The organism is Nonomuraea sp. NPDC050783 (genome assembly GCF_040802095.1).
In the GTDB taxonomy this organism is placed as follows: domain Bacteria; phylum Actinomycetota; class Actinomycetes; order Streptosporangiales; family Streptosporangiaceae; genus Nonomuraea.
The window spans coordinates 587,523-607,005 of sequence record NZ_JBFAHK010000003.1 but is presented as its reverse complement, the minus strand read 5'-3'; the positions used below and the strand labels follow the sequence as shown (position 1 = coordinate 607,005).

At 74.1% G+C, this 19,483-nt stretch carries 17 protein-coding genes; 6 read left to right on the top strand and 11 right to left on the bottom strand.

Annotation, left to right across the window (positions count from 1 at the left end):
* Positions 1–61 precede the first annotated feature (61 nt).
* The 3 genes from AB0H75_RS10950 to AB0H75_RS10940 all read left to right on the top strand — a co-directional run bounded on the left by AB0H75_RS10950 (position 62) and on the right by AB0H75_RS10940 (position 3,861).
* Positions 62–1,105, top strand: a complete 1,044-nt coding sequence (locus AB0H75_RS10950) for a TetR/AcrR family transcriptional regulator (protein ID WP_367793940.1) — start codon at positions 62–64, stop codon at positions 1,103–1,105.
* Between the two features lie 220 nt (positions 1,106–1,325).
* Positions 1,326–2,948 carry an RNA polymerase subunit sigma-70 gene (locus AB0H75_RS10945; RefSeq protein WP_367793937.1) on the top strand — a complete coding sequence of 541 codons (1,623 nt, stop codon included), beginning with the start codon at positions 1,326–1,328 and terminating at the stop codon, positions 2,946–2,948.
* A 67-nt stretch (positions 2,949–3,015) separates the two neighbouring features.
* A complete protein-coding gene (locus AB0H75_RS10940; RefSeq protein ID WP_367793934.1) occupies positions 3,016–3,861 on the top strand; it encodes an SgcJ/EcaC family oxidoreductase in 846 nt (281 codons plus the stop codon).
* 24 nt (positions 3,862–3,885) lie between these two features.
* Here the strand turns inward: AB0H75_RS10940 and AB0H75_RS10935 are convergent, their stop codons facing one another.
* On the bottom strand, positions 3,886–4,323 hold the full coding sequence (locus AB0H75_RS10935; RefSeq protein ID WP_367793931.1) for a MerR family transcriptional regulator: 438 nt from the start codon (positions 4,321–4,323) through the stop codon (positions 3,886–3,888).
* A 52-nt stretch (positions 4,324–4,375) separates the two neighbouring features.
* On the opposite strand from AB0H75_RS10935, the gene AB0H75_RS10930 reads away from it, so the two are divergent.
* Positions 4,376–5,038 (top strand): SDR family NAD(P)-dependent oxidoreductase, encoded by a 663-nt coding sequence (locus AB0H75_RS10930; RefSeq protein WP_367793928.1) that lies wholly within the window; start codon positions 4,376–4,378, stop codon positions 5,036–5,038.
* 56 nt (positions 5,039–5,094) lie between these two features.
* Here the strand turns inward: AB0H75_RS10930 and AB0H75_RS10925 are convergent, their stop codons facing one another.
* The 7 genes from AB0H75_RS10925 to AB0H75_RS10895 all read right to left on the bottom strand — a co-directional run bounded on the left by AB0H75_RS10925 (position 5,095) and on the right by AB0H75_RS10895 (position 14,372).
* A complete protein-coding gene (locus tag AB0H75_RS10925; RefSeq protein ID WP_367793925.1) occupies positions 5,095–6,171 on the bottom strand; it encodes a DNA alkylation repair protein in 1,077 nt (358 codons plus the stop codon).
* Positions 6,172–6,249: 78 nt separating this feature from the next.
* On the bottom strand, positions 6,250–6,801 hold the full coding sequence (locus AB0H75_RS10920) for a MarR family winged helix-turn-helix transcriptional regulator (RefSeq protein ID WP_367793922.1): 552 nt from the start codon (positions 6,799–6,801) through the stop codon (positions 6,250–6,252).
* A 4-nt stretch (positions 6,802–6,805) separates the two neighbouring features.
* The gene (locus AB0H75_RS10915; protein WP_367793920.1) at positions 6,806–7,816 is read right to left on the bottom strand and encodes a hypothetical protein; all 1,011 of its coding nucleotides are present in this window, start codon (positions 7,814–7,816) and stop codon (positions 6,806–6,808) included.
* Positions 7,817–7,855: 39 nt separating this feature from the next.
* Positions 7,856–9,631, bottom strand: coding sequence for an NAD+ synthase (locus AB0H75_RS10910; protein WP_367793918.1), 1,776 nt, complete (start codon positions 9,629–9,631; stop codon positions 7,856–7,858).
* A gap of 29 nt (positions 9,632–9,660) precedes the next feature.
* On the bottom strand, positions 9,661–11,160 hold the full coding sequence (locus AB0H75_RS10905) for a BTAD domain-containing putative transcriptional regulator (protein ID WP_367793915.1): 1,500 nt from the start codon (positions 11,158–11,160) through the stop codon (positions 9,661–9,663).
* A gap of 49 nt (positions 11,161–11,209) precedes the next feature.
* On the bottom strand, positions 11,210–13,075 hold the full coding sequence (locus AB0H75_RS10900) for a histidine kinase (protein WP_367793912.1): 1,866 nt from the start codon (positions 13,073–13,075) through the stop codon (positions 11,210–11,212).
* An 85-nt stretch (positions 13,076–13,160) separates the two neighbouring features.
* Entirely contained in the window at positions 13,161–14,372 is a 1,212-nt protein-coding gene (locus AB0H75_RS10895; protein WP_367793909.1) for an MDR family MFS transporter, read from the bottom strand.
* 60 nt (positions 14,373–14,432) lie between these two features.
* Between AB0H75_RS10895 and AB0H75_RS10890 the strand changes: the two genes are divergently transcribed.
* Complete coding sequence (locus tag AB0H75_RS10890) at positions 14,433–15,395, top strand: DUF5937 family protein (protein ID WP_367793906.1); 963 nt, start codon at positions 14,433–14,435, stop codon at positions 15,393–15,395.
* A gap of 16 nt (positions 15,396–15,411) precedes the next feature.
* On the opposite strand, the gene AB0H75_RS10885 is transcribed toward AB0H75_RS10890, so the two are convergent.
* Together AB0H75_RS10885 and AB0H75_RS10880 are read right to left on the bottom strand one after the other, a co-directional pair.
* Complete coding sequence (locus AB0H75_RS10885; protein ID WP_367793903.1) at positions 15,412–16,386, bottom strand: terpene synthase family protein; 975 nt, start codon at positions 16,384–16,386, stop codon at positions 15,412–15,414.
* 152 nt (positions 16,387–16,538) lie between these two features.
* Positions 16,539–17,084, bottom strand: a complete 546-nt coding sequence (locus tag AB0H75_RS10880) for an EF-hand domain-containing protein (RefSeq protein ID WP_367793901.1) — start codon at positions 17,082–17,084, stop codon at positions 16,539–16,541.
* A 174-nt stretch (positions 17,085–17,258) separates the two neighbouring features.
* Between AB0H75_RS10880 and AB0H75_RS10875 the strand changes: the two genes are divergently transcribed.
* Positions 17,259–18,620, top strand: coding sequence for a glutamine synthetase family protein (locus AB0H75_RS10875; protein ID WP_367793898.1), 1,362 nt, complete (start codon positions 17,259–17,261; stop codon positions 18,618–18,620).
* On the opposite strand, the gene AB0H75_RS10870 is transcribed toward AB0H75_RS10875, so the two are convergent.
* Positions 18,602–19,267 carry an AAA family ATPase gene (locus AB0H75_RS10870; protein ID WP_367793896.1) on the bottom strand — a complete coding sequence of 222 codons (666 nt, stop codon included), beginning with the start codon at positions 19,265–19,267 and terminating at the stop codon, positions 18,602–18,604. The genes AB0H75_RS10875 and AB0H75_RS10870 overlap by 19 nt on opposite strands.
* Positions 19,268–19,483: the final 216 nt, after the last annotated feature.

The following is a 19,483-nucleotide window of genomic DNA, read 5'->3' as shown; positions in this document are numbered from 1 at the left end:
TCGCGGCGTAAGCTAGCCGTACGGTTTTCCGTACAGTGCACGGCCGGTGGAGGAGGGCGGGATGCCCGAGTCGATCTGGTTCCGCGACGACGCGCGCCCACGCCGGCCCCGCCTGTCCCGCGAACGCATCGTCGAGGCCGCCGTCGCTCTCCTCGACGCCGAGGGCGTGGCGGGCTTCTCCATGCGCGCCCTCGCCGCCCGCCTGCACGCCGGCACGATGTCGCTGTACGAGTACGTCACCAGCAAGGAGGACGTCCTCGACCTGGCCCTGGACGAGGTGTTCAGCGAGATCGAGCCCGAAACGCCCCCCGAAACCCCACCGGGGCCGGGCCCCGGAACCACACACGGACCGGATCCCGGAACTCCACCCGGACCGGATCCGGGGGCCGCACGCGGGCCGGATCCCGGGACTCCGCTTGGGCCGGATCCCCGGACCCCATCCGGATCGGGCCTCAGGATTCCACCGGGATCGGGCCTCAGGATCCCATCTGGGCCGGATCCTGGGACCCCACCCGGGCCGGATCTCGGGACCCCATCCGGGTCGGATCTTGGAACCCCACGCGAGATGGAGCCCGGAGCCGGGCCCGAGGTGGGCTCCGGTATCGCATCCGAGGTGGGAGCCGGAGGCACAGACGCGGACGGAGGCGGAGGCGGGGCCGGGGGAGTGCCCGGCTGGCGGGCCGTGGTCGTATGGCGGCTCAGCCGCAGCCGTGCGATGATGCGCCGCCATCCGTGGGTGCCCGCGCTCACCGCCACCCGCCCGCTGCTGGGCCCGAACGCCCTGGCCGGCTCCCGCCTCTTCTACGCCACCCTCGCCGGCGCCGGGCTCGGCGGCCCCACCCTCGCGGCCGCAGTCGGCACCCTGTCCTCCTACGTCAACGGCTTCGTCGCCGCGGAGAACACCTGGTGGGCCACCGTCCGTACCGCGAAGGCCGACGCCGAGCTGCGCGAACGCGTCGCCCGCCACCTCGATCGCGAGGCCGCCGACCTGTCCCGCCACGCCCTCGTCGAGGACAGCGACTTCGACCGCAGCTTCCTCCTCGGCCTGGACCTCATCCTCGACGGCATCGAATCCCGCCTGCGACCGGCCGCCGGAAGCCGTTGACACCGAGGCAGCCCACCTCGCGCCAGGGCGGAAGTTGAGACGGCCAGGCAGGCGAGCAGGGGGGACGGGGCGAGGCGGGGCGGGGCCGGTGAAAGGAACTGGGGCGATGACGGGAGCCGGCAAGGCCCAGGAAAGCGCGACACAACGGGCCGACCGGCTCGGCCGGATCGGCTGGTTCGGCCAGATCGGGCGGGCCTGACGGATCGGGCGGGCTCGGTGGATGGGTGGGGTCAGTGGATCGGGTCGGCTTGGTGGACGGGTGGGCCAGTGGACCAGATGGGCTCGGCGAACGGGATGGGCTCGGCGAACGGGGTGGACCGGGTGGACCCGATGGACCGGGTGGACCCACAGATCAGGTGGCCCGATGGACCAGGTAGACCAGGTAGACCCGACGGATCGGGTGGCCCGACGGATCGGGTGGCCCGACGGATCGGGTGACCCGATGGACCAGGTAGACCAGGTAGACCCGACGGATCGGGTGGCCCGACGGATCGGGTGGCCTGATGGATGGGGTGGCCCGACGGGTCGGGTGAGCCGGGTGGCTCGATGGGCCGGGTGGCTCAATGGGCCGGGTGGCTCGATGGGCCGGGTGGCTCGATGGGCCGGGTGGGTCGGTGGTCGGATGAGGGAAGGCAAGGGGGCGCGGTCGATGGTTGGTCGCGGTGAGGGGGATGGGCTGTTGGAGGCGGCGCGTGGTGGTGATCGGGAGGCGTTCGGGCGGCTGGTCGGGCCCTTCCGGGAGGAGCTGCGCGCTCACTGCCGGCGGATGCTGGGTTCCGATCACGACGCCGAGGACGCCGTCCAGGACACCCTCGACCGCGCCTGGCGCGGCATCGCGCGCTTCGAGGACCGCGGCTCGAACGTCCGCCCCTGGCTGTACAGGATCGCGACCAACCGGGCACTGACCCTCATCGAACGGCGCGCCCGCCGCGAGCTGCCCACGGATCTGAGCCCTCACGCCGCTCCGGCGGCCGAGGCGGCGTGGCCGGAGCCGTACCCCGGCCGGTTGTCCGGGCTGCGCGCGGAGCCGGGCCCCGAGGCGCGGGCGGTGGCCAGGGAGAGCGTGGAGCTGGCGTTCGTGGCGGCCCTGCGGCACCTGTCGCCCCGCCAGCGGGCGGCGTTGCTGATGCGCGACGTCCTGGGCTACACGGCCGCCGAGACCGCCGACCGGCTCGGGACCACGGTCGCCGCGGTCAACAGCGCCCTCCAGCGCGCCCGCGGCACCCTGGCCGCCCTGCCCACCCCGGACGCGCAACACCCACCCACCCCGGACGAACGGCACACGCCCGGCGCAGACGAACGGCACACGCCCGGCGCAGACGAACGGCACGCACCTCCCGTGGACGAACGGCACACGCCCAGCACAGACGAACGGCACGCACCTCCCGTGGACGGACAGCATGCGCCCGCTGCGGACGCGCGGCACGCGTCGGCGGTGGACGGACGGCGCGCGTCCGCCGGGTCCGGGGAGCAGCGCGAGCTGGCGCGCCGTTATGCCGCCGCCTGGGAGGCCGGTGACGTGGACGCCATCGTGGCGATGCTGACCGAGGACGCCAGGTACTCGATGCCGCCGCTGGCCGCCCGGTACCGGGGCCGTGCCGCCATCCGCGCCTTCCTGCTGGAGGGCCCGCTGGCCGCGTCCCGCCGCTGGCGTTTCCTGCCGGTGCGGGCCGGCGGCGGGCCGGCGTTCGGCACGTACCTGTGGGACGGCGAGCAGGCGGCCTACCTCCCGGCCGGCCTGGACGTGCTGACCGTCCGCGACGGCGGGGGGATCGCCGAGGTCGTCTCGTTCCTGGAGGCGGATTTCGCCGCTTTCGGGCTGCCGCCGCGACTGCCGCGATGAGTTCCGGCCCCGGGCCGGGTTGTAGTTCCGACGGAACGACCGACCCGCCAGGAAAGGACCTTGATCGATGGCAACGGACGAAGAGCGGGAGATCCGCGCGCTCGTCGAGCGCTGGGCGGCGGCGGTGCACGCTGGTGACCTGGACGCCGTCACCGCCGACCACGCCGGCGACATCGTCATGTACGACGTGCCGCCGCCGTACGAGGGCGTGCGCGGGCTCGACGCCTACCGGGCGGCCTGGCCGGGCTTCTTCGCCTGGCAGGCGGGAGGGGCCTCGTTCGAGATCGAGAGCCTGGACGTCACCGCCGGGCACGACGTCGCCTACGCCCACGCGCTGCTGCGCTGCGGCACCCCCGGCGAGCTCGCCGCCGAACCCGGCCGCCTGCTGCGGCTCACGCTCGGCCTGCGCAAGGAGGGCGGGCGCTGGGTCGTCGCGCACGAGCACCACTCGTTCCCGCTGGCCGACCCGGCCGCCGGGGAGGAGGCGGTGCGGCGGGTCCACCGCCGCTGGTCCGCCGGCACCGCCGCCAAGGACCTGGACGCCCTGATGGCCGCCATCGCCGACGACGTCGTCTCCTACGAGCACGAGGCGCCCCTGGAGCACGTGGGCGTGGACGCGGTCCGCGAGGTGTGCGAGCGCGGCCTCGCCGCGGCCGGTGACCTCGACGTCGCCCTGGACGTTCCGGACCTGCGGATCCTGGTCCGCGAGGACCTGGCCGTGGCGTGGGGGCTCAACCGGGTGCGGGTGACCGGGGAGGGCGGGCCGGGGGCGGAGAGCTGGTCGCGGGGGACGCGGGTGTTCGAGCGGCGGGACGGGGAGTGGCTGATGGTCCACCAGCACCTGTCGTTCCCCCTGGACCGGGAGACCGGCCGGCCCAGGACGGATCTGACCCCACCCGGCCGGCCTGGGTAAGCGCCCACTCGGCGCGCGGCGGTGTCAGGGGTGGCGGACGCCGGTGCCGCGCGCGGTGGTGGCTGGAGTGGGGACGCCGGTGCCGCGGACGCCGGTGTCGCGGGCGGTGCCGACCTGCGCCAGTATGCCGTCCAGCTCCCGCTGGGACGCCTGTAGCCGTTCGATCGTCTCGGCGAGGCGCCGCCGCTCCCGCCGCAGGTGACCGAGCATGCCGGGGCAGGCCGCGGGCACCATCCGCCCGCCTTCGTCGTCGTGGACGCAGTGCAGCAGCCGGGCGATGACCGCCGTGGGCAGGCCGGCGGCCAGCAGGGCCCGGATGTGGCGGACGGTGGCGACGTCCGAGTCCGGGTATTCCCGGTAGCCGTTGGGCAGCCGCACCGGCCGCAGCAGCCCCTGCTCCTCGTAGTAGCGCAGCAACCGCCTGCTCACCCCGGTCTCGCGGGCCAGATCGCCGATCCTCATGAGCTCCCTTGACCTTCACATCGATGTGACGCCTTACCGTCGCGTCCGTCGGATGACAACGAACACGAAGGAGCGGATGATGCCGGGAGCGGTGATCGTCGGAGCGGGGCCGGGGATCGGCAGGTCGGTGGCGCGCAGGTTCGCGGGCGAGGGCATGCCCGTGGCCCTGGTCTCGCGTACCGGCCGGACCCTGGACGTGGAGGGGGCGCGCGGCTACCGGGCCGACTGCGCCGACGAGGACGCGCTGCGCGCCGCCCTCGACGCGGCCCGCGCCGACCAGGGCGTGCCGGACGTGGTGGTCTACAACGCCGCGATCATCCGGCCCGACACGGCGGGCGAGGCCACAGTGCGCGCCCACCTCGACGCGTGGGCGGTGAACGTCGTCGGCGCGCTCGTCACCGCCGCCCACGTCGCGCCCGCGATGGCCGGGCGCGGCGGCGGGACGTTCCTCGTCACCGGCGGCATGCCGGAGCCCAGGCGGGAGTACGTCAGCCTGTCTCTCGGCAAGAGCGGCGTGCGGACGCTGGTGGCGCTGCTCGACCAGGAGTACGGCCCGTCGGGGGTGCACGTGGCCTCCGTCACCGTGGCGGGCCCGGTCGCTCCTGGCACCCCCTTCGACCCGGACGTCATCGCCGAGCACTACTGGCACCTGCACACCCAGCCCCGGGACCGCTGGGAGCACGAGATCCTGCACACCGGCCAGGACGCCGCCTGACGCCCCGCCCGGCCCGGCCCCGCCCCGGCCCCGTCCCGAGCGCGCGGCCGGAGCCGTCATGGAGGAGGGGCGGTCAGGGTGAAAGGGGCGGTGGCGGCGACCCGGCCGTTGAGGATGACGTCGAGCTCGCGCGGGCCCGGGGGCTCCTCGCGGGTCGTCACCGGGCGGAAGGAGTGGGTCTTGCGCAGGGTGAAGGCGGCGCCGGGCCCGCCGGCCTCCCGCTGGCCCAGGTGGAACACGCGGCGCGAGCCCGGGCGGCGCACGGCGTACTTGAGGAGCAGCGGGCCGGCGGCGCCCGAGGTGACCGTGACGGTGAAGGCCAGCGCGCCCCCGACGGCCACGGCGCCGGACTCCAGGGCCAGCGACGTCACCTCGCCGCTGCCCGGGGTGGCGCCGACCAGGGCGAGCGCTTCGGGGTGACCGGCCCGCAGGAGGCCGCGCACCGCGTGCCGCAGCACCTTCTCCACGTGTGAGCCGCCGTCCGCGCGCCAACGCGCCAGCAGCTCCAGCGCCACCTCGGGATGGTCCTTGGCCAGGTCGTTGACGTGGTTGGCGACCGAGCGGCGGACGTACGCGCTGGGGTCGTCGCGCAGCCGGTCGAGCAGCGGCAGCGTCGGCCCGGGCGCCATGAGCCAGCCCACCCGGGTGGCCCAGGGCAGGCGCGGCCGGGTGCCCTCGGAGGCCAGCCGCCGCAGGTGCTCGTCGGGGGACTCCGCCCAGCCGTACATGATCTTGATGGCGTCGTCGCGGTAGCGCTCCAGGTAGGGGCGGACGGCGAACTCGCCCGTCGCGTACGGGGTGAGCACGGCCAGCGTCGCCATCGCCTCCTCCAGGTGGCCGAGCCCGTGGACGGCCGTGTGGTCGGTGGCCGGCCAGCCGCTCCACAGGTCGAGCGGCGCCGGCGCGACGCACTCGCGCACGATCGCGGCCACCCGCGGATAGGGCAGCGGCATCGCCTCGTGCAGGGCGGTGGCGACATGCCTGACCCGGCCCTTGAGCTCCAGGCCGTCGAGCCCGGCGAGGGCGCGGGCCACGAACCGCTCGCGGGGGAACGGCGCCCACGCGGCGGCCAGGCCGTCGGCCAGCGCCGAGACGGACCGGAGGTTGATCATGTCCTTGAGAGGTCGCGCCACGCGGACACTGTGCCAGCCGCCACCGACAGAATCACGACCGCGGGGCAGGGGGCGGGGGCAGGGGGCAGGGGCGGGTCGTCAGGCGGTGGTGATGAGGCGGATCAGGTCCTCGCGGAAGCGGTCGTAGTCCTCGACGGCGCCGAGCAGGTCGCCGGAGTCGCGTTCCTTCTCGCGGGCCAGGGCCAGCACCGCGTGCCCGGACTCGGTGAGCTCGGCGAGCACGCGGCGGCGGTCGCGGGCGTCGGCGTGCCTGGCGACGTAGCCGGAGCGGCGCAGGTGGTCGAGGGTGCGGCTCATCGTCTGGTCGGTGACCCGGCAGGCGGTCGCCAGCTCGCGCTGGGTGAGCGGGCCGGAGGTGAGGTGGTGCAGCGCGATCAGGCCGGCGTGGCTGAGCTGGTGGGCGGCGAGGAAGTCGTGGAAACGCCGCTCGACCAGCCGGGCGGCCACCGACAGCAGGCGGCCGACGGGCCAGGAGCGGATGTCCGCGCGCACGTCGTCGGCGCTCTCGGGCACGTAGCGCTCGTGGTCGGCGCTGTCGGGCGCATGGTACGCGTCTTCGGTGCTCTCCGGCGCCCGGCGCGCGTCGTGGTGCGCGGGTCGTTCCGCCGTGGGCTGTCGCTCCTCCGCCACCCGCTCATTCTTCCAGACGGGCGGGCTCGCGCGATCTCGCCGGCCGGGCGGCGCGCAGGCCGAGCCAGAGCAGCAGGGCGAGCACGCCGACCAGCAGGTACTCGATCGCCGGGATGCGCACCACGGCCGACACCCCGGCCGGGTCGCCGCGCAGGGCGTACACGGCCAGGGCGCCGCCCGCGTACGCCAGCCCGAAGGCCCACCGCACGCCCCGCCCGAGCCCCAGCCCGTGCATCTGGGTGACGACGAAGACCCCGAGGAAGCCGAACAGGAACATCGGCCACATCCCGTCCGGGCCGCTGTTCATGACGGCCACGAGCGTGCCGTGCACCGCCACGGCCAGTTCCAGCGTGACCGTCCACCAGCGGTTGGTGTGCGCCCGGGTCAGGAAGAGGCTGCCCTGCAGGAGCAGCAGGAACATGTACAGGAACCCGATCAGGTGCCCGCCGGTGCTCTCCATCGGGTGGTACCAGAACGTGTAGACCGCCGCCCAGCTGAACAGGTAGCCGTGGTAGCGGCGGGCGAAGGCGACGACCTCCCGCCGGACGGGCGCCGGGCGGCCGAAGAACAGCCCGCGCCGCCGGTTCTCCATGAGGAGCACCGCCACCAGCAGCAGGACGACCGAGCCCTGGGAGCTGAAGATGGACACGTCCTGGGCCAGGCCGTCGTAGAAGAGCTGGGTCTGCAGCAGGTGCAGGGCGACGAAGCCGGTGTTGACGGCCAGCGCGACGACGTTGACGCGGTGCAGGCCGGAGGTGCGGCGGCCGACGCGGGTCCGGGCGCGGTGGATGAGCCACCAGAACGCGATCTGGTGCGCGGCGTAGCACGCCCAGGCTGAGGCGCGGGTCCAGACGGTGGGCTCGGGCAGCTTCCAGTAGTACCAGGAGGCGCCCTGGTCGGGGAGCAGGGCGACGCCGTGCAGCCGCCGGCCGAGGAGCCAGACCAGCGCCGTCAGCGCGGCACTGGCGAGGACTCCGGCGGCCAGCACGCGTCCGGCCCGCACTTCCTTCAGCATGCTGAACATTATGCGGAATGCTCAGCACGCTGAACAATCTCAGGAGGTGGTCTCCCGCCACCGGTTGGTGATCGGCAGGCGGCGGTCCCGGCCGAAGTTCTTCGGCGTGATCTTCGGGCCCGGCGGGTACTGACGCCGCTTGTACTCGGCCACGTCCACCAGCCGGATCACCCGCGTCACCAGCTCGGGGTCGTGCCCGGCCGCGATGAGCTCCTGCGAGCCCATGTCCTTCTCCACGTAGTCGTCCAGGAGCCGGTCCAGCACCTCGTACGGCGGCAGCGAGTCGGTGTCGCGCTGGTCCGGCCGCAGCTCGGCGCTGGGCTCCTTGGTGATGGAGTTCTCCGGGATCGGCCGCTCGGCCTCCAGCAGGAAGCCTTCGCAGGTGTGGGCGTTGCGCCAGCGGGACAGCTCCCACACCATCGTCTTCGGCACGTCCTTGATGGGCGCGAAGCCGCCCGCGGAGTCGCCGTAGAGGGTGGAGTAGCCGGTGGCCAGCTCGCTCTTGTTGCCGGTGGTGAGCACCAGGTGGCCGTTCTGGTTGGACAGCCCCATGAGGATCATGCCGCGCGCCCTGGCCTGGAGGTTCTCGGCGGCCAGGCCGGACAGCTCGATCTCCTTCTCGAACGCGGTGACGATGTCGGCGATCGGCGCCACCTGCGAGCACACGCCCTGCCGCCGCACCAGCTCCTCGGCGTCCGACAGCGAGTGGTCGGAGGAGTAGCGGGAGGGCATCAGCACCACGTTGACCCGCTCGGGGCCGACGGCGTCGGCGGCGATCGTGGCGGTCAGCGCCGAGTCGATGCCGCCGGACAGGCCCAGGATGACCGAGCGGAAGCCGTTCTTGGCGACGTAGTCGCGCACCGCGAGCACCAGCGCCGAGTAGACCTCGGCGTGCAGGTCGAGGCGCTCGGCGACGGGCGCGGGCTCGGCCGGGTAGGGCGCCAGGGGCTTCTCCGACAGCACCAGGCGGTCGACGGTGATCGTCGTGCCGTCGTTGGCGTCGTAGGGGAACTCGCCGGGCGCGGCGTCGGAGAGCGGCAGGCCGTCGAGGTCCACCACCAGCAGCTCCTCGCGGAACTGCCCGGCCCGCGCGACCAGCTCGCCCGCGCCGTCCACGACGATCGAGTCGCCGTCGAAGACCAGCTCGTCCTGCCCGCCGACCTGGTTGACGTAGGCCAGCGCGCAGCCGGCCTCGCGGGCCCGCCGCGTGCACAGCTCCAGGCGGACGTCGTCCTTCTCCTTCTCGTACGGCGAGGCGTTCGGCACCACCAGCAGCCCGGCCCCCGCCTGCCCGACGACGGACACGGGGCCGCCCTCCTGCCAGAGGTCCTCGCAGACGGCGATGGCCACGTCCACCCCGTGCAGCCGGAAGATCGGCAGCCGGTCGCCGCGCACGAAGTAGCGGTACTCGTCGAACACCCCGTAGTTGGGCAGGTGGTGCTTGGCCGTGCGGGCGACCACCTCGCCCCCGTGCAGCAGCGCGGCGGCGTCCAGCGGGGCGCCCTTCGGCTGGCCCACGCGGGGGGCGAGGCCGGCGCGGTCGACGTAGCCGACCACGACGGGCAGCTCGCCCAGGCCCTCGGCCGCCAGGCGCCGTGCCACCTCTTCCAACGTCCGGATGCTGGCGTCCACGAAGGACGTGCGCAGCACCAGGTCCTCGACGGGGTAGCCGGTGAGGAACATCTCGGTGAAGACGACCAGATGGGCGCCGCGGTCGGCGGCGTCGCGCGTCCACGCGACCAGCCGGTCCGCGTTGCCGCTCAGGTCGCCTACGGTCGGGTTCGTCTGTGCCAAGGCAATGCGCAGTTGTGCCACGCGACCAGCCTAGTACCCCCCTTTTAATGTCAAAGTGACGAAAAGGGGGCTTTCTCGCCGGGCGTCACCAGGCCGGACTCGTAGGCCGCCATGACGAGCTGCGCCCGGTCGAACAGCCCCAGGTGCTCCAGCAGCGACTTCACCAGCAGCCCGACCTCCTCCTCCGGCAGCGACAGCGTCTGCCCGATCTGCCGGTTGGTCAGCCCCCTGGCGACGAGCTTCAGCACGTCGAGCCGGTCGTCGGGGAGCCCGGCCAGCGCCGGGGGCGAGGCCGGGTCGGTGCGCCCGGCGAACGCCGAGATCAGCCGGGTCGTCATCGCCGGGTCGATGAGCGCGTCCCCGGCCGCCGCCGCCCTGATCGCCGCCAGGAACTGCTCCGGGGCCGCCGTCTTCAGCAGGAACCCGCTGACCCCGGCCCGCAGCGCCGCGTACAGGTTCTCGTCGCTGCCGAACGTGGTCATCATCACCACCCGCGGCGGCTGCTCACCGGCCAGGATGCGGCGGGCCGCGGCCAGGCCGTCCAGGCGCGGCATCTGGATGTCGAGCAGCACCACGTCGGGCCGGGTCGCCTGGACAGCCGCGATGGCCTCCTCGCCGTTGCTCGCCTCGCCGGCCAGCGTCACGCCGGGATCGCTGCCGATCATGGCCTTCACCCCGGCCCGCACCAGCGCCTGGTCGTCGGCCACCAGCACGCGCAGCACGCCGCCGCCGCCCGGCCCGGCCCCCTCGGCGGGCGCGCCAGGGGAGGCGAGCGCCGGCACGGCGGGGGGCTCGGGCGCGGGCGGCTCCTCCAGCCGCTGCGCCAGCATGTCGGCCTCCAGCCGCTTGAGCCCGGCCGTCAGGTCCAGCCCCAGCTCGTCGCGCCACACCGCGCGCGCCCTGCGCAGCGCCGCCAGCGCGTCGCCCTGGCGGCCCATCCGGTACAGGGCCACGGCCAGCAGCCGCCAGGCCTCCTCGCGCAGCGGGTGCTCGGCCGCGTGCGCCTCCAGGTCGGCCACCAGCGAGGTGGCCCGGCCCAGCGTCAGCCCGGCGTCGGCGCGCCGCTCCACGGCGATCAGGCGCAGCTCCTCCAGCCGGCCCGCCTCCGTCACGGCCCAGCTCAGATCGGCGAACTCGGCCAGCGCCGGCCCGCGCCACAGCCCGAGCGCGCTCTCCATGGCCGCCCACACCTGGCCGGGCGGGCCCTCGGACTTGACCAGGCTCTCGAAGCGCCAGGCGTCCACCTGCCCGGTCTCGGCCCGCAGGGCGTAGCCGGGCGGCGCGGACACCAGCACCTCCGCCTCCTCGCGCGGCGCGCGGCCGGGCTCCAGCGCGCGCCGCAGGCGGGAGACGTAGCCCTGGATGGTGGAAAGGGCCTGGGCGGGCGGATTGCCCGGCCACAGCTCGTCGATGAGGGTGTTCACGGGGACGGCGCGGCCCCCGGCGACGAGCAGGCGCGCGAGCACCGCCCGCTGCCGCTGGCCGCCGAGGTCGAGAGGAGCGCCGTCGGCCCAGGCTTGGAACGGTCCCAGCGCAGTGAAAGTCAGCATGTCAGGCGTAACTGTAGAGGGAGAACGGGATCCGGCATATGGCGAATTGTCACAGGGGAAGATCGGCGTGGACAACGGTGCCTCCTCCTTCGGCCTCCTGGACGACGCAGGTGCCGCCCAGCTCGGCGGCCCGCTCCCGCATCGAGAGCAGGCCCACGCCGGGACGCGCGCCGGGCGGCAGCCCCACGCCGTCGTCGGTGACGGTGACGCGCAGCAGCCGCTCCTCGCGGCGCAGCGCGACGCGCACGCGGGTGGCCCGCGCGTGCTTGCGGGTGTTGGTCAGCGCCTCCTGCACGATCCGGTACGCCGCCACCTCGGCCGCGGCCGGCAGCCCGGCCAGCTCGCCCGAGGTCTCGACCGGCGCCCCGGCCAGCTCCTCCACCGCGCCCGCCAGGCCCAGCTCGTCCAGGGCGGGCGGGCGCAGCCCGTAGACCAGCTCCCTGATGTCGGCGCTGACGGACTCCATGCCGGCCCGCAGGTCGGCGAGCAGGCGCTCGGCGGCGTCGGGGGAGGTGCGGGCGGCCAGGCGGGCGGCGTTGATCGACATGGCCATGCCCGTCAGCGACTGGCCGAGCCCGTCGTGCAGGTCGCGGCGCAGCCGCCGGCGCTCCTCCTCGCGGGCGGTCAGGATGCGCTCGCGCGAGCGTTGCAGCGCCGCCGTCAGCCGCACGGCGTGGGCCGCGTCGGCGATGTACGGGGTCAGCGTCGCGATCACCCGCTCGTCGTGCGCCGCGGGGAACCTGCGCCGGTCGGTCGGCCCGATGAGCAGCCGCCCCACCGGCTCCCCGTGCCACACGAGGGGGACCGTCCTGGCCGGCGGAGGGGCACCGGCGGGGGAGCGCCCGGCGGCCACCGCTCCCGAGGCGGTGGTGACGCCGTCCACCTCCACGGCCGCGCCGGTCACCGACAGGCCCTCGCGCAGCACGTCCAGGGTGGCCCGCAGGCCGTGCAGGGGGTCGGCGTGCTGCAACCGGTGCCGCAGCCGGGCGGCCAGCGACTCCGGCACGCCGGTGCTGCCGTACAGGAGCCGGTCCACGCCGCGTTGCAGGCCCCGGCGCATGGACGGGAAGAACGCGCCGGCGAAGACCGCCGCCGCCACGCCCGCCACCCGGTCCACCTCGGACAGGAACACGCCGGCCGCCGCGCCCGCGGCGACGTACACGCCGGCGACCACGATCACCAGCCCGGTGCCGACCAGCGCCCGGCTGATCAGCGTGTCGATGCCGAACAGCCGGTAGCGCAGCACCGCCACCGCGATCGCCGCGGGCACCAGCGGCACGGCCAGGGTCGCCAGCCACCGGACGTCGCCGCCGGCGATCCACGGCACCAGCAGGCCGGGCAGCGCCACCAGCAGCCACAGCAGCTGGCGCCGCTCGACCGGGCCGCCCCGTGCGAAGCGCGCCACCAGGGAGGCGAACGCCAGCGCCACCGCGACGCCCACCGCCCAGTGCCCGGCCCGCCCGTACGCCGGCCCGGCCCACTCCAGCGCCGTCCCGGCCAGCGCCAGCCACACCACCGGCAGCCAGCGCCGCGACGGCAGCGAGCCGGTCGGGTACAGCAGCGGCAGCAGCACGCCGAGGGTCAGCTCCAGCACCTGCCGCGACAGGACGACGACCGCCGGCTCGCCGGCGGCGCCGCCGTACAGCTCGTGCAGGTTGGCGGCCAGGATGCCGGTGGCGGCGCTCAGCCCGCCGGCGCACAGCAGCCACCCGATGACCAGGCGCGGCCTGCTGTGGACGAGGATCGCGCCGAAGACCGGGAAGGCCGTGCCCGCCATGTCCTCGGGCGCGAACGGCAGCGGCGTGTACGACGGCCGCGGCAGTTGCGCCGTGACCCAGATGTCGGTCAGCTCCAGGACGACGGCGAGCGTGGCGACGCCGATCGCCGTCCCTCGCGCCCATCTCGCGCGGCGCATCCCACCGCCCTTTCCACCCCTCCGGTGTGGTGGAAATTATCGGCGGTCTGCCAACAACCGATCAAAATTTTCTCAACGGCCTCCTCTAGCCGGCCTGACGGCGGCGGCGGATCGCCGGGCCGAGCGCGAGCATGCCGAGCGCCGACACCAGGCCGATGCCGCCGATCGTGAACCACAGGGCCCGCGCGCCCAGCTCCAGCAGTGGCCCGCCGAGCAGCGGGGCCAGCACCGCCGCCGCCGACCAGGCCAGCCCGAACAGCCCCGCGTACCGCCCCCGCAGGTGCGCGGGCGCCAGCCCGGCCACGATGGTCCCGGCGATGCCCGCCGTGACGATCTCGCCTGCCGTCCACACCGCGATCGTGGCCGCCAGCGCAGGCGTGCTCCCGGCGAACGCGGTCAGCGCGAACCCGGCCCCCATCACCGCCAGGCCGAGGGCGAACGTGCGCGCCGGGTCGCGCCGCCCGAGCCACCCGGACACCAGCGGCTGCACGACCACGATCAGCACCCCGTTGAGCGCCATGGCCAGCCCGTACTGCGCCGCCGTCAGCCCCGCCACCTTGGTCATGGCCACCGGCAGCATGGTCATCGTCTGGCTGTAGACCAGCGCGTTGCCCAGCACGACCAGCGTGAACGCCACCATCACCCGGTCGCGCAGCACCACCAGGAACCCGCCGGACGCCTCCCCGGTCCCCTCGGGCCGCGTCTCCGGGACCGCCCGCCACACCAGCACCGCGAAGACCACGGCCGACAGCGCGTCGATCCAGAACAACCACAGGAACCCGAGCCCCGCCAGCCAGCCGCCCGCCGTCATGCCCACCGAGTAGCCGAGGTTGATCCCCCAGAACAGCAGCCCGTACGCGCGCGGCCGCTCCGCGGGCGGGACCAGGTCGGCGACCAGCGCGCTGGACGCGGGCCGGTAGAGGTCCACGACCACCCCGAGCGCGAGCATCGAGGCCAGGATGGCCGGCAGCGAGGTGCTGTAGCCGAGCGCGAGCATGGCGGCGGCCGTGGCCAGCATGCCGCCCGACAGCGTGGCCCGCCGCCCGATGCGGTCGGCCAGCGTCCCGGCGAGCGGCTGCGACAGCAGCGACCCCGCGCCGAAGACGGCCATCACCAGGCCCGCGGCGGTCACCGACAGGCCGCGGCTCTGGGTGAGGTAGACGCCGGTGAAGGGCATGACCATGGTGCCCAGGCGGTTGACCAGGGTGCCGCCCCACAGGGCCCAGAACGGGCGGGGCAGCCCGCCGACCTGCGCCCGCAGGAACGACACCGGCTTCTCGGCAGTTGCGCTCTTCACGCGTCAGAGCGTGCGCCGCCGGGGCTGGCGGGAGCGAACGATTTAGCCCAGACTTAAAAGATGTCCATAACGTGGGTGATGAAACCGGAGGACGTGGCCCGCATCCGGTTCGCGTTCTCCCCGATGTGGGAGCTGGTGGCCAGCCTGCGGACCCTGCGGCAGCCCGCCCGCCAGTCGATCCACCTGCCCTGGATCAAGGCCGTGCGGCCCCGGCTGGCCGGGCTCGACCTGGCCGAGCTGCTGGCGCTGGTGCCGCCGAGCGGCTACCTGGCCGACTTCCTCACCCCGCCGCCCGACACGCCGCTGCCCGACTTCGCCGCCGAGCTGGAGCGGGTCAGGCGCACCGAGCCCGGGCTGGCCCGCGCCGAGGCCGCGCGGGTACGCGGCACCGACCCGGCCGTGCTGGAGCGCTTCGCCGCCGACCCCGCGGCGGGCGTGGCCCGGGTGGCCGACGCGCTGGAGGCGTACTGGGAGGCGTGCTTCGCCGAGTTCTGGCCGCGCGTGTACGCCCTGCTCGAACGGGACGTGCTGCGCCGCTCCCGTCAGCTCGCCCAGGGCGGGGCCAGCGAGTTGTTCGCCGGCCTCGACCCGGCGGTCACCTGGACGGGGGAGCGGCTGCTGGTGGAGCGGCCCTGGTGCGACGTGAAGGGGCTGAACGGCGACGGGCTGGTGCTGGTGCCCAGCGCCTTCCACTGGCCGTCGGTGGCCGTGATGTCGGCGCCGTACCAGCCGATGCTCGTCTACCCCGTGCTGGGCGTCGGCACCCTGTGGGAGCAGGGGCCGCCGCCCGCGCCCGGCGCGCTGGCCGCGCTCATCGGCCGCAGCAGGGCGCGGATCCTGCTCGCGCTGGCCGAGCCCGCCACCACCTCGGCCCTGGCCGCCCGCATGGCGCTCACGCCGGGCGCGGTCAGCCAGCACCTCGGCGTGCTCAGCGGCGGCGGGCTCGCCGTGGGCATGCGGGTCGGCAAGCAGGTCCTCTACCGCCGCACCCTCGCCGGGGACATGCTGGCCGGGCAGACGTGAGCGCCCGCCCGGCCGGTCAGGCGTAGCGGGCCGACTCCAGCAGCCAGTCCAGGTGGGCGCGCGGCGCCGCGAGGTAGGCGCAGGCCACCTTGCTCACGTCCCTGGCCTCCTTGGGCTCCAGGTCGTGCAGCGGCAGTTGCCGGGCGGCCTTGTGCATGTCCTCGCAGCGCCGCGCGATGCGCTCCAGCACCCAGGCCGTCGCCTCCCGCTCGCCCAGCCCGAGCTGGCGCATCGCGAGCACCACCAGGTTGTGCACGTCGCCGCGCTCCTTCGGGCGGGAGGCCACGTCGTTGGACCAGGCGATGACGTCGCTGCAGGCGTCCACGAGCCGCAGCCACGGCTCCGAGTCGTGGATCCAGGCCGGCACCTCCACCCGCAGGCACGGCTCCACCAGGTCGTACAGGTAGGGCCCCACCGTGCCCCTGCGCAGCGCCGGGTACTCCTCCAGCGTCGGCATCCGGCCCGCCGCCCGGTTGTCGGCCTCGGTGCGGCAGGCGTCGTGCTGGCGTTGCAGGCCCACCGCGAACCTGGCCCGCCACTGGTCGCTCATCCGCGCGCTGGTCACCCTCCACAGGTCCGCGAAGGCGGCCTCCAGTGGATGCCGCGCCGAGCCCTTCAGCAGGCCCTGGAAGACCTCCAGCCGGCACTCGCCCTCGTCCAGCTCGTCGTCCAGGTGGAACAGCCAGGTCAGCCACTGCGCGAACAGCGCCGCCGCGGCCGCGTCGAACTCGGCGAAGGCCCGGCCCGCCATCCGGTGGAAGCCGACGCCGGGATCGGCGGGCAGGCCCGTGCGCCTGGCCCAGTCGGTGACCGCGGCCTCGATCGCGTAGACGGCCGGGTGCATGCGGCAGGGCTCGGCCATCGCGGGCACCCGCTCGGTCAGCGGCATCAGCGCCAGCGCCACCGGGCCGCCCCTGCGCGGCAGCGGCATCATCGACGACAGGACCGAGCGCAGCGCGGTGCGCACCGTGGCGAACATCGTGGTGGTCATGGCGGTGTTCCTGGCCGTGCCTCCACTCGTGCCTCCACTCGTGCCCTCACTCGTGCCCCCGCCCGTGCCCCCGGCCGGGTGCCCGGTCGTGCTCCCTGTCGTGCTCCCTGTCGTGTTCCCGGCGGCGTTGCCGGTGGCGTCCACGGTGCCGCTCACAGCGGACCGAACAGCCAGTTGCCCGCGGCGTTCGGGTCGGCGCTGCGGTAGTAGTCGGAGGTGGCCGCCACCAGCTCGGCCACGGTCAGCGTGCCCCGGCCCTCCCGGTCCAGCCGGTCGAAGGCCTCGTCCACGTCGTCGTAGGCCACGCCGAACGCGCTCAGCATGGTGCGGAACTCGCCGGGACGGATCTCGCCGTCCCGGTCGCCGTCGCACAGCTCCGCCACCGCGACGGCCGCCGGCCGGAACACCGGCTCGTAGTGGTCGCCGGTGACGAACGCGGACAGCATGGCCGAGCGGAAGTCCGGCCGGGAAATGCCGGAGTCACCGTCGCGATCCAGCGTCCGCGCCAGCGTGGACCAGATGCCGTCAAAGCTCTCCACGAGGCTCGCCCCGGTGACCGAGGTGGGGGACTCCCCGAAACCCACCAGGATGCGCGCGCCTAGGCCCAGCAGGTCCTCGCGTTCGACGACGCCGTTGCGGTTCGCGTCGATGTGGTCGAACGCTCGATCGAGCTTGTGACTGAGCAGGTCGATAGCCACCTTGCCTCCCCCGAGACTGACTGCGTTGATCACAGTAGGACGGGTCGGGGGCTTTGTCAGCGAGGCTCGCACCGGCTTGTTCGCCACCTCTTCACCACCACCCCCCGTAACCTGTGCGAAACACGGGCACGGCATCCTGGTACGAGACCCGTACTGCCTTCACGAGGGGATGCCTTGGACCGCCAGCAGGAGTTCGTGCTCCGCACGCTAGAGGAACGCGACATCCGGTTCATCCGGCTCTGGTTCACCGACGTTCTCGGCTTCCTCAAGTCCGTCGCCATCGCGCCCGCCGAGCTGGAGGGCGCCTTCGCGGAGGGCATCGGGTTCGACGGCTCGGCCATCGAGGGGTTCGCCCGCGTCTACGAGTCCGACATGCTCGCCAAGCCCGACCCCTCGACGTTCCAGATCCTGCCGTGGCGCAGCGAGACGCCGGGCGCGGCCCGCATCTTCTGCGACATCCTGATGCCCGACGGCTCGCCCTCGCACGCCGACCCGCGCTGGGTGCTCAAGCGCACGCTCGCCAAGTGCGCCGACATGGGCTTCACGTTCTACACCCACCCGGAGATCGAGTTCTTCCTGCTGAAGCACCGGCCCGAGCCCGGCCGGCGGCCCGAGCCGATCGACTCCGGCGGCTACTTCGACCACACGCCCCACAGCTCCGGCCACGACTTCCGGCGCCAGGCGATCATGATGCTGGAGTCGATGGGCATCTCGGTGGAGTTCAGCCACCACGAGGGCGCGCCCGGCCAGCAGGAGATCGACCTGCGTTACGCCGACGCCCTCACCACGGCCGACAACATCATGACCTTCCGCCTGGTCATGAAGGAGGTCGCGCTGGAGCAGGGCATCTGGGCCTCGTTCATGCCCAAGCCGTTCACCGAGCACCCGGGCTCCGGCATGCACACGCACATGTCGCTGTTCGAGGGCGACCGCAACGCCTTCTATGAGGCCGGCTCCGACTACCGCCTGTCCAAGGTCGGCCGGTCGTTCATCGCCGGGCTGCTGCGGCACGCCGCCGAGATCACCGCCATCACCAACCAGTGGGTCAACTCCTACAAGCGGCTGTGGGGCGGCGCGGAGGCCATCGCGGGCCAGGGCGGCGAGGCGCCCTCGTACGTGTGCTGGGGCCACAACAACCGCTCGGCGCTGGTCCGGGTGCCGATGTACAAGCCGCACAAGGGCGGCTCCACCCGCATCGAGTTCCGCTCGCTCGACTCCGCCTGCAACCCCTACCTCGCCTTCGCGCTCATCCTGGCGGCCGGGCTGAAGGGCATCGAGGAGGGCTACGAGCTGCCGCCCGCCGCCGAGGACAACGTCTGGACCCTCACCAGCGCCGAGCGCCGCGCCCTGGGCATCCAGCCGCTGCCGGGCTCGCTCAACGACGCCATCGAGGTCATGGAGCGCAGCGAGCTGGTGGCCGAGACGCTCGGCGAGCACGTCTTCGACTTCTTCCTGCGCAACAAGCGCAGCGAGTGGCGCGAGTACCGCCGCCACGTCACCGAGTTCGAGCTGGGGCGCTACCTGCCCGTGCTGTGATCCGGCGCGGCCGGCGACGCCTCGCGCGGGCGCTCCCGGCCCGCCGGGCCGTCCGCGGGCTCGAAGCCGGGCTCGAAGCCGGGCTCGAAGCCGGGCTCGAAGACGATGGCCTCCAGCAGGCTCGCCGTCTCCCGGTCGATGACGTGGGCGGCGGCGGCCGGCGCCGTGTCGCCGTTCTTGACCCGCGCCGTCAGCGCCTCCCACCTGCGCCGGTGCCGGGCGAACGTGGGCGCCGCCACCACCCTGCCGCGCTCGTGCTGGCCCGCCAGCGCCAGCTCCGGCGGCGTGTCCAGCAGGAGCAGGTGCAGCCGCGCCCCGTGCCTGCGGGCCAGCCAGTCGAAGCCGCGCAGCACCGACGGCGCGCAGCCCCGGTTGTGCGCCACGACCGACCGGCCGCCCGACAGCGCCCGGCCGATGCGGGTCAGGTGCGTGGCGAAGACGACGGCGCGGCGCACCGGGCGCGGCGCCCAGCCGAGCCGGCCCGCCCAGCGCCGCTTGGACTGGTAGGTGTCGATGACCACGACCGCGTCCCGGGCGACGGGGGCGCTCTCCGTGCCGTGCAGCGCGTACAGGCGGCGCAGCAGGGTCGTCTTGCCCGCCCCGGGCAGCCCGGTCAGGATGACCAGGGACCCGGCCGGGTAACGCACCGTACCGGTTCGTACCGGCTCATCCCACACGTTTCCTCCCCCGCCTCGTCCCCGTGGACGTCTCCAGCCTCGCCGAGGAAGCCGCTCGGCGCGCGCCTCGCATCCTACGAATCCGAAGGTTCCTCGTATCAGCCGATTGGTGTGCGGGACGCCGGAAACCCGGGCTAAAGTACTGACGGACGCCTTGATCGGCCTCATTCCGGGCGCGTCCCCGGA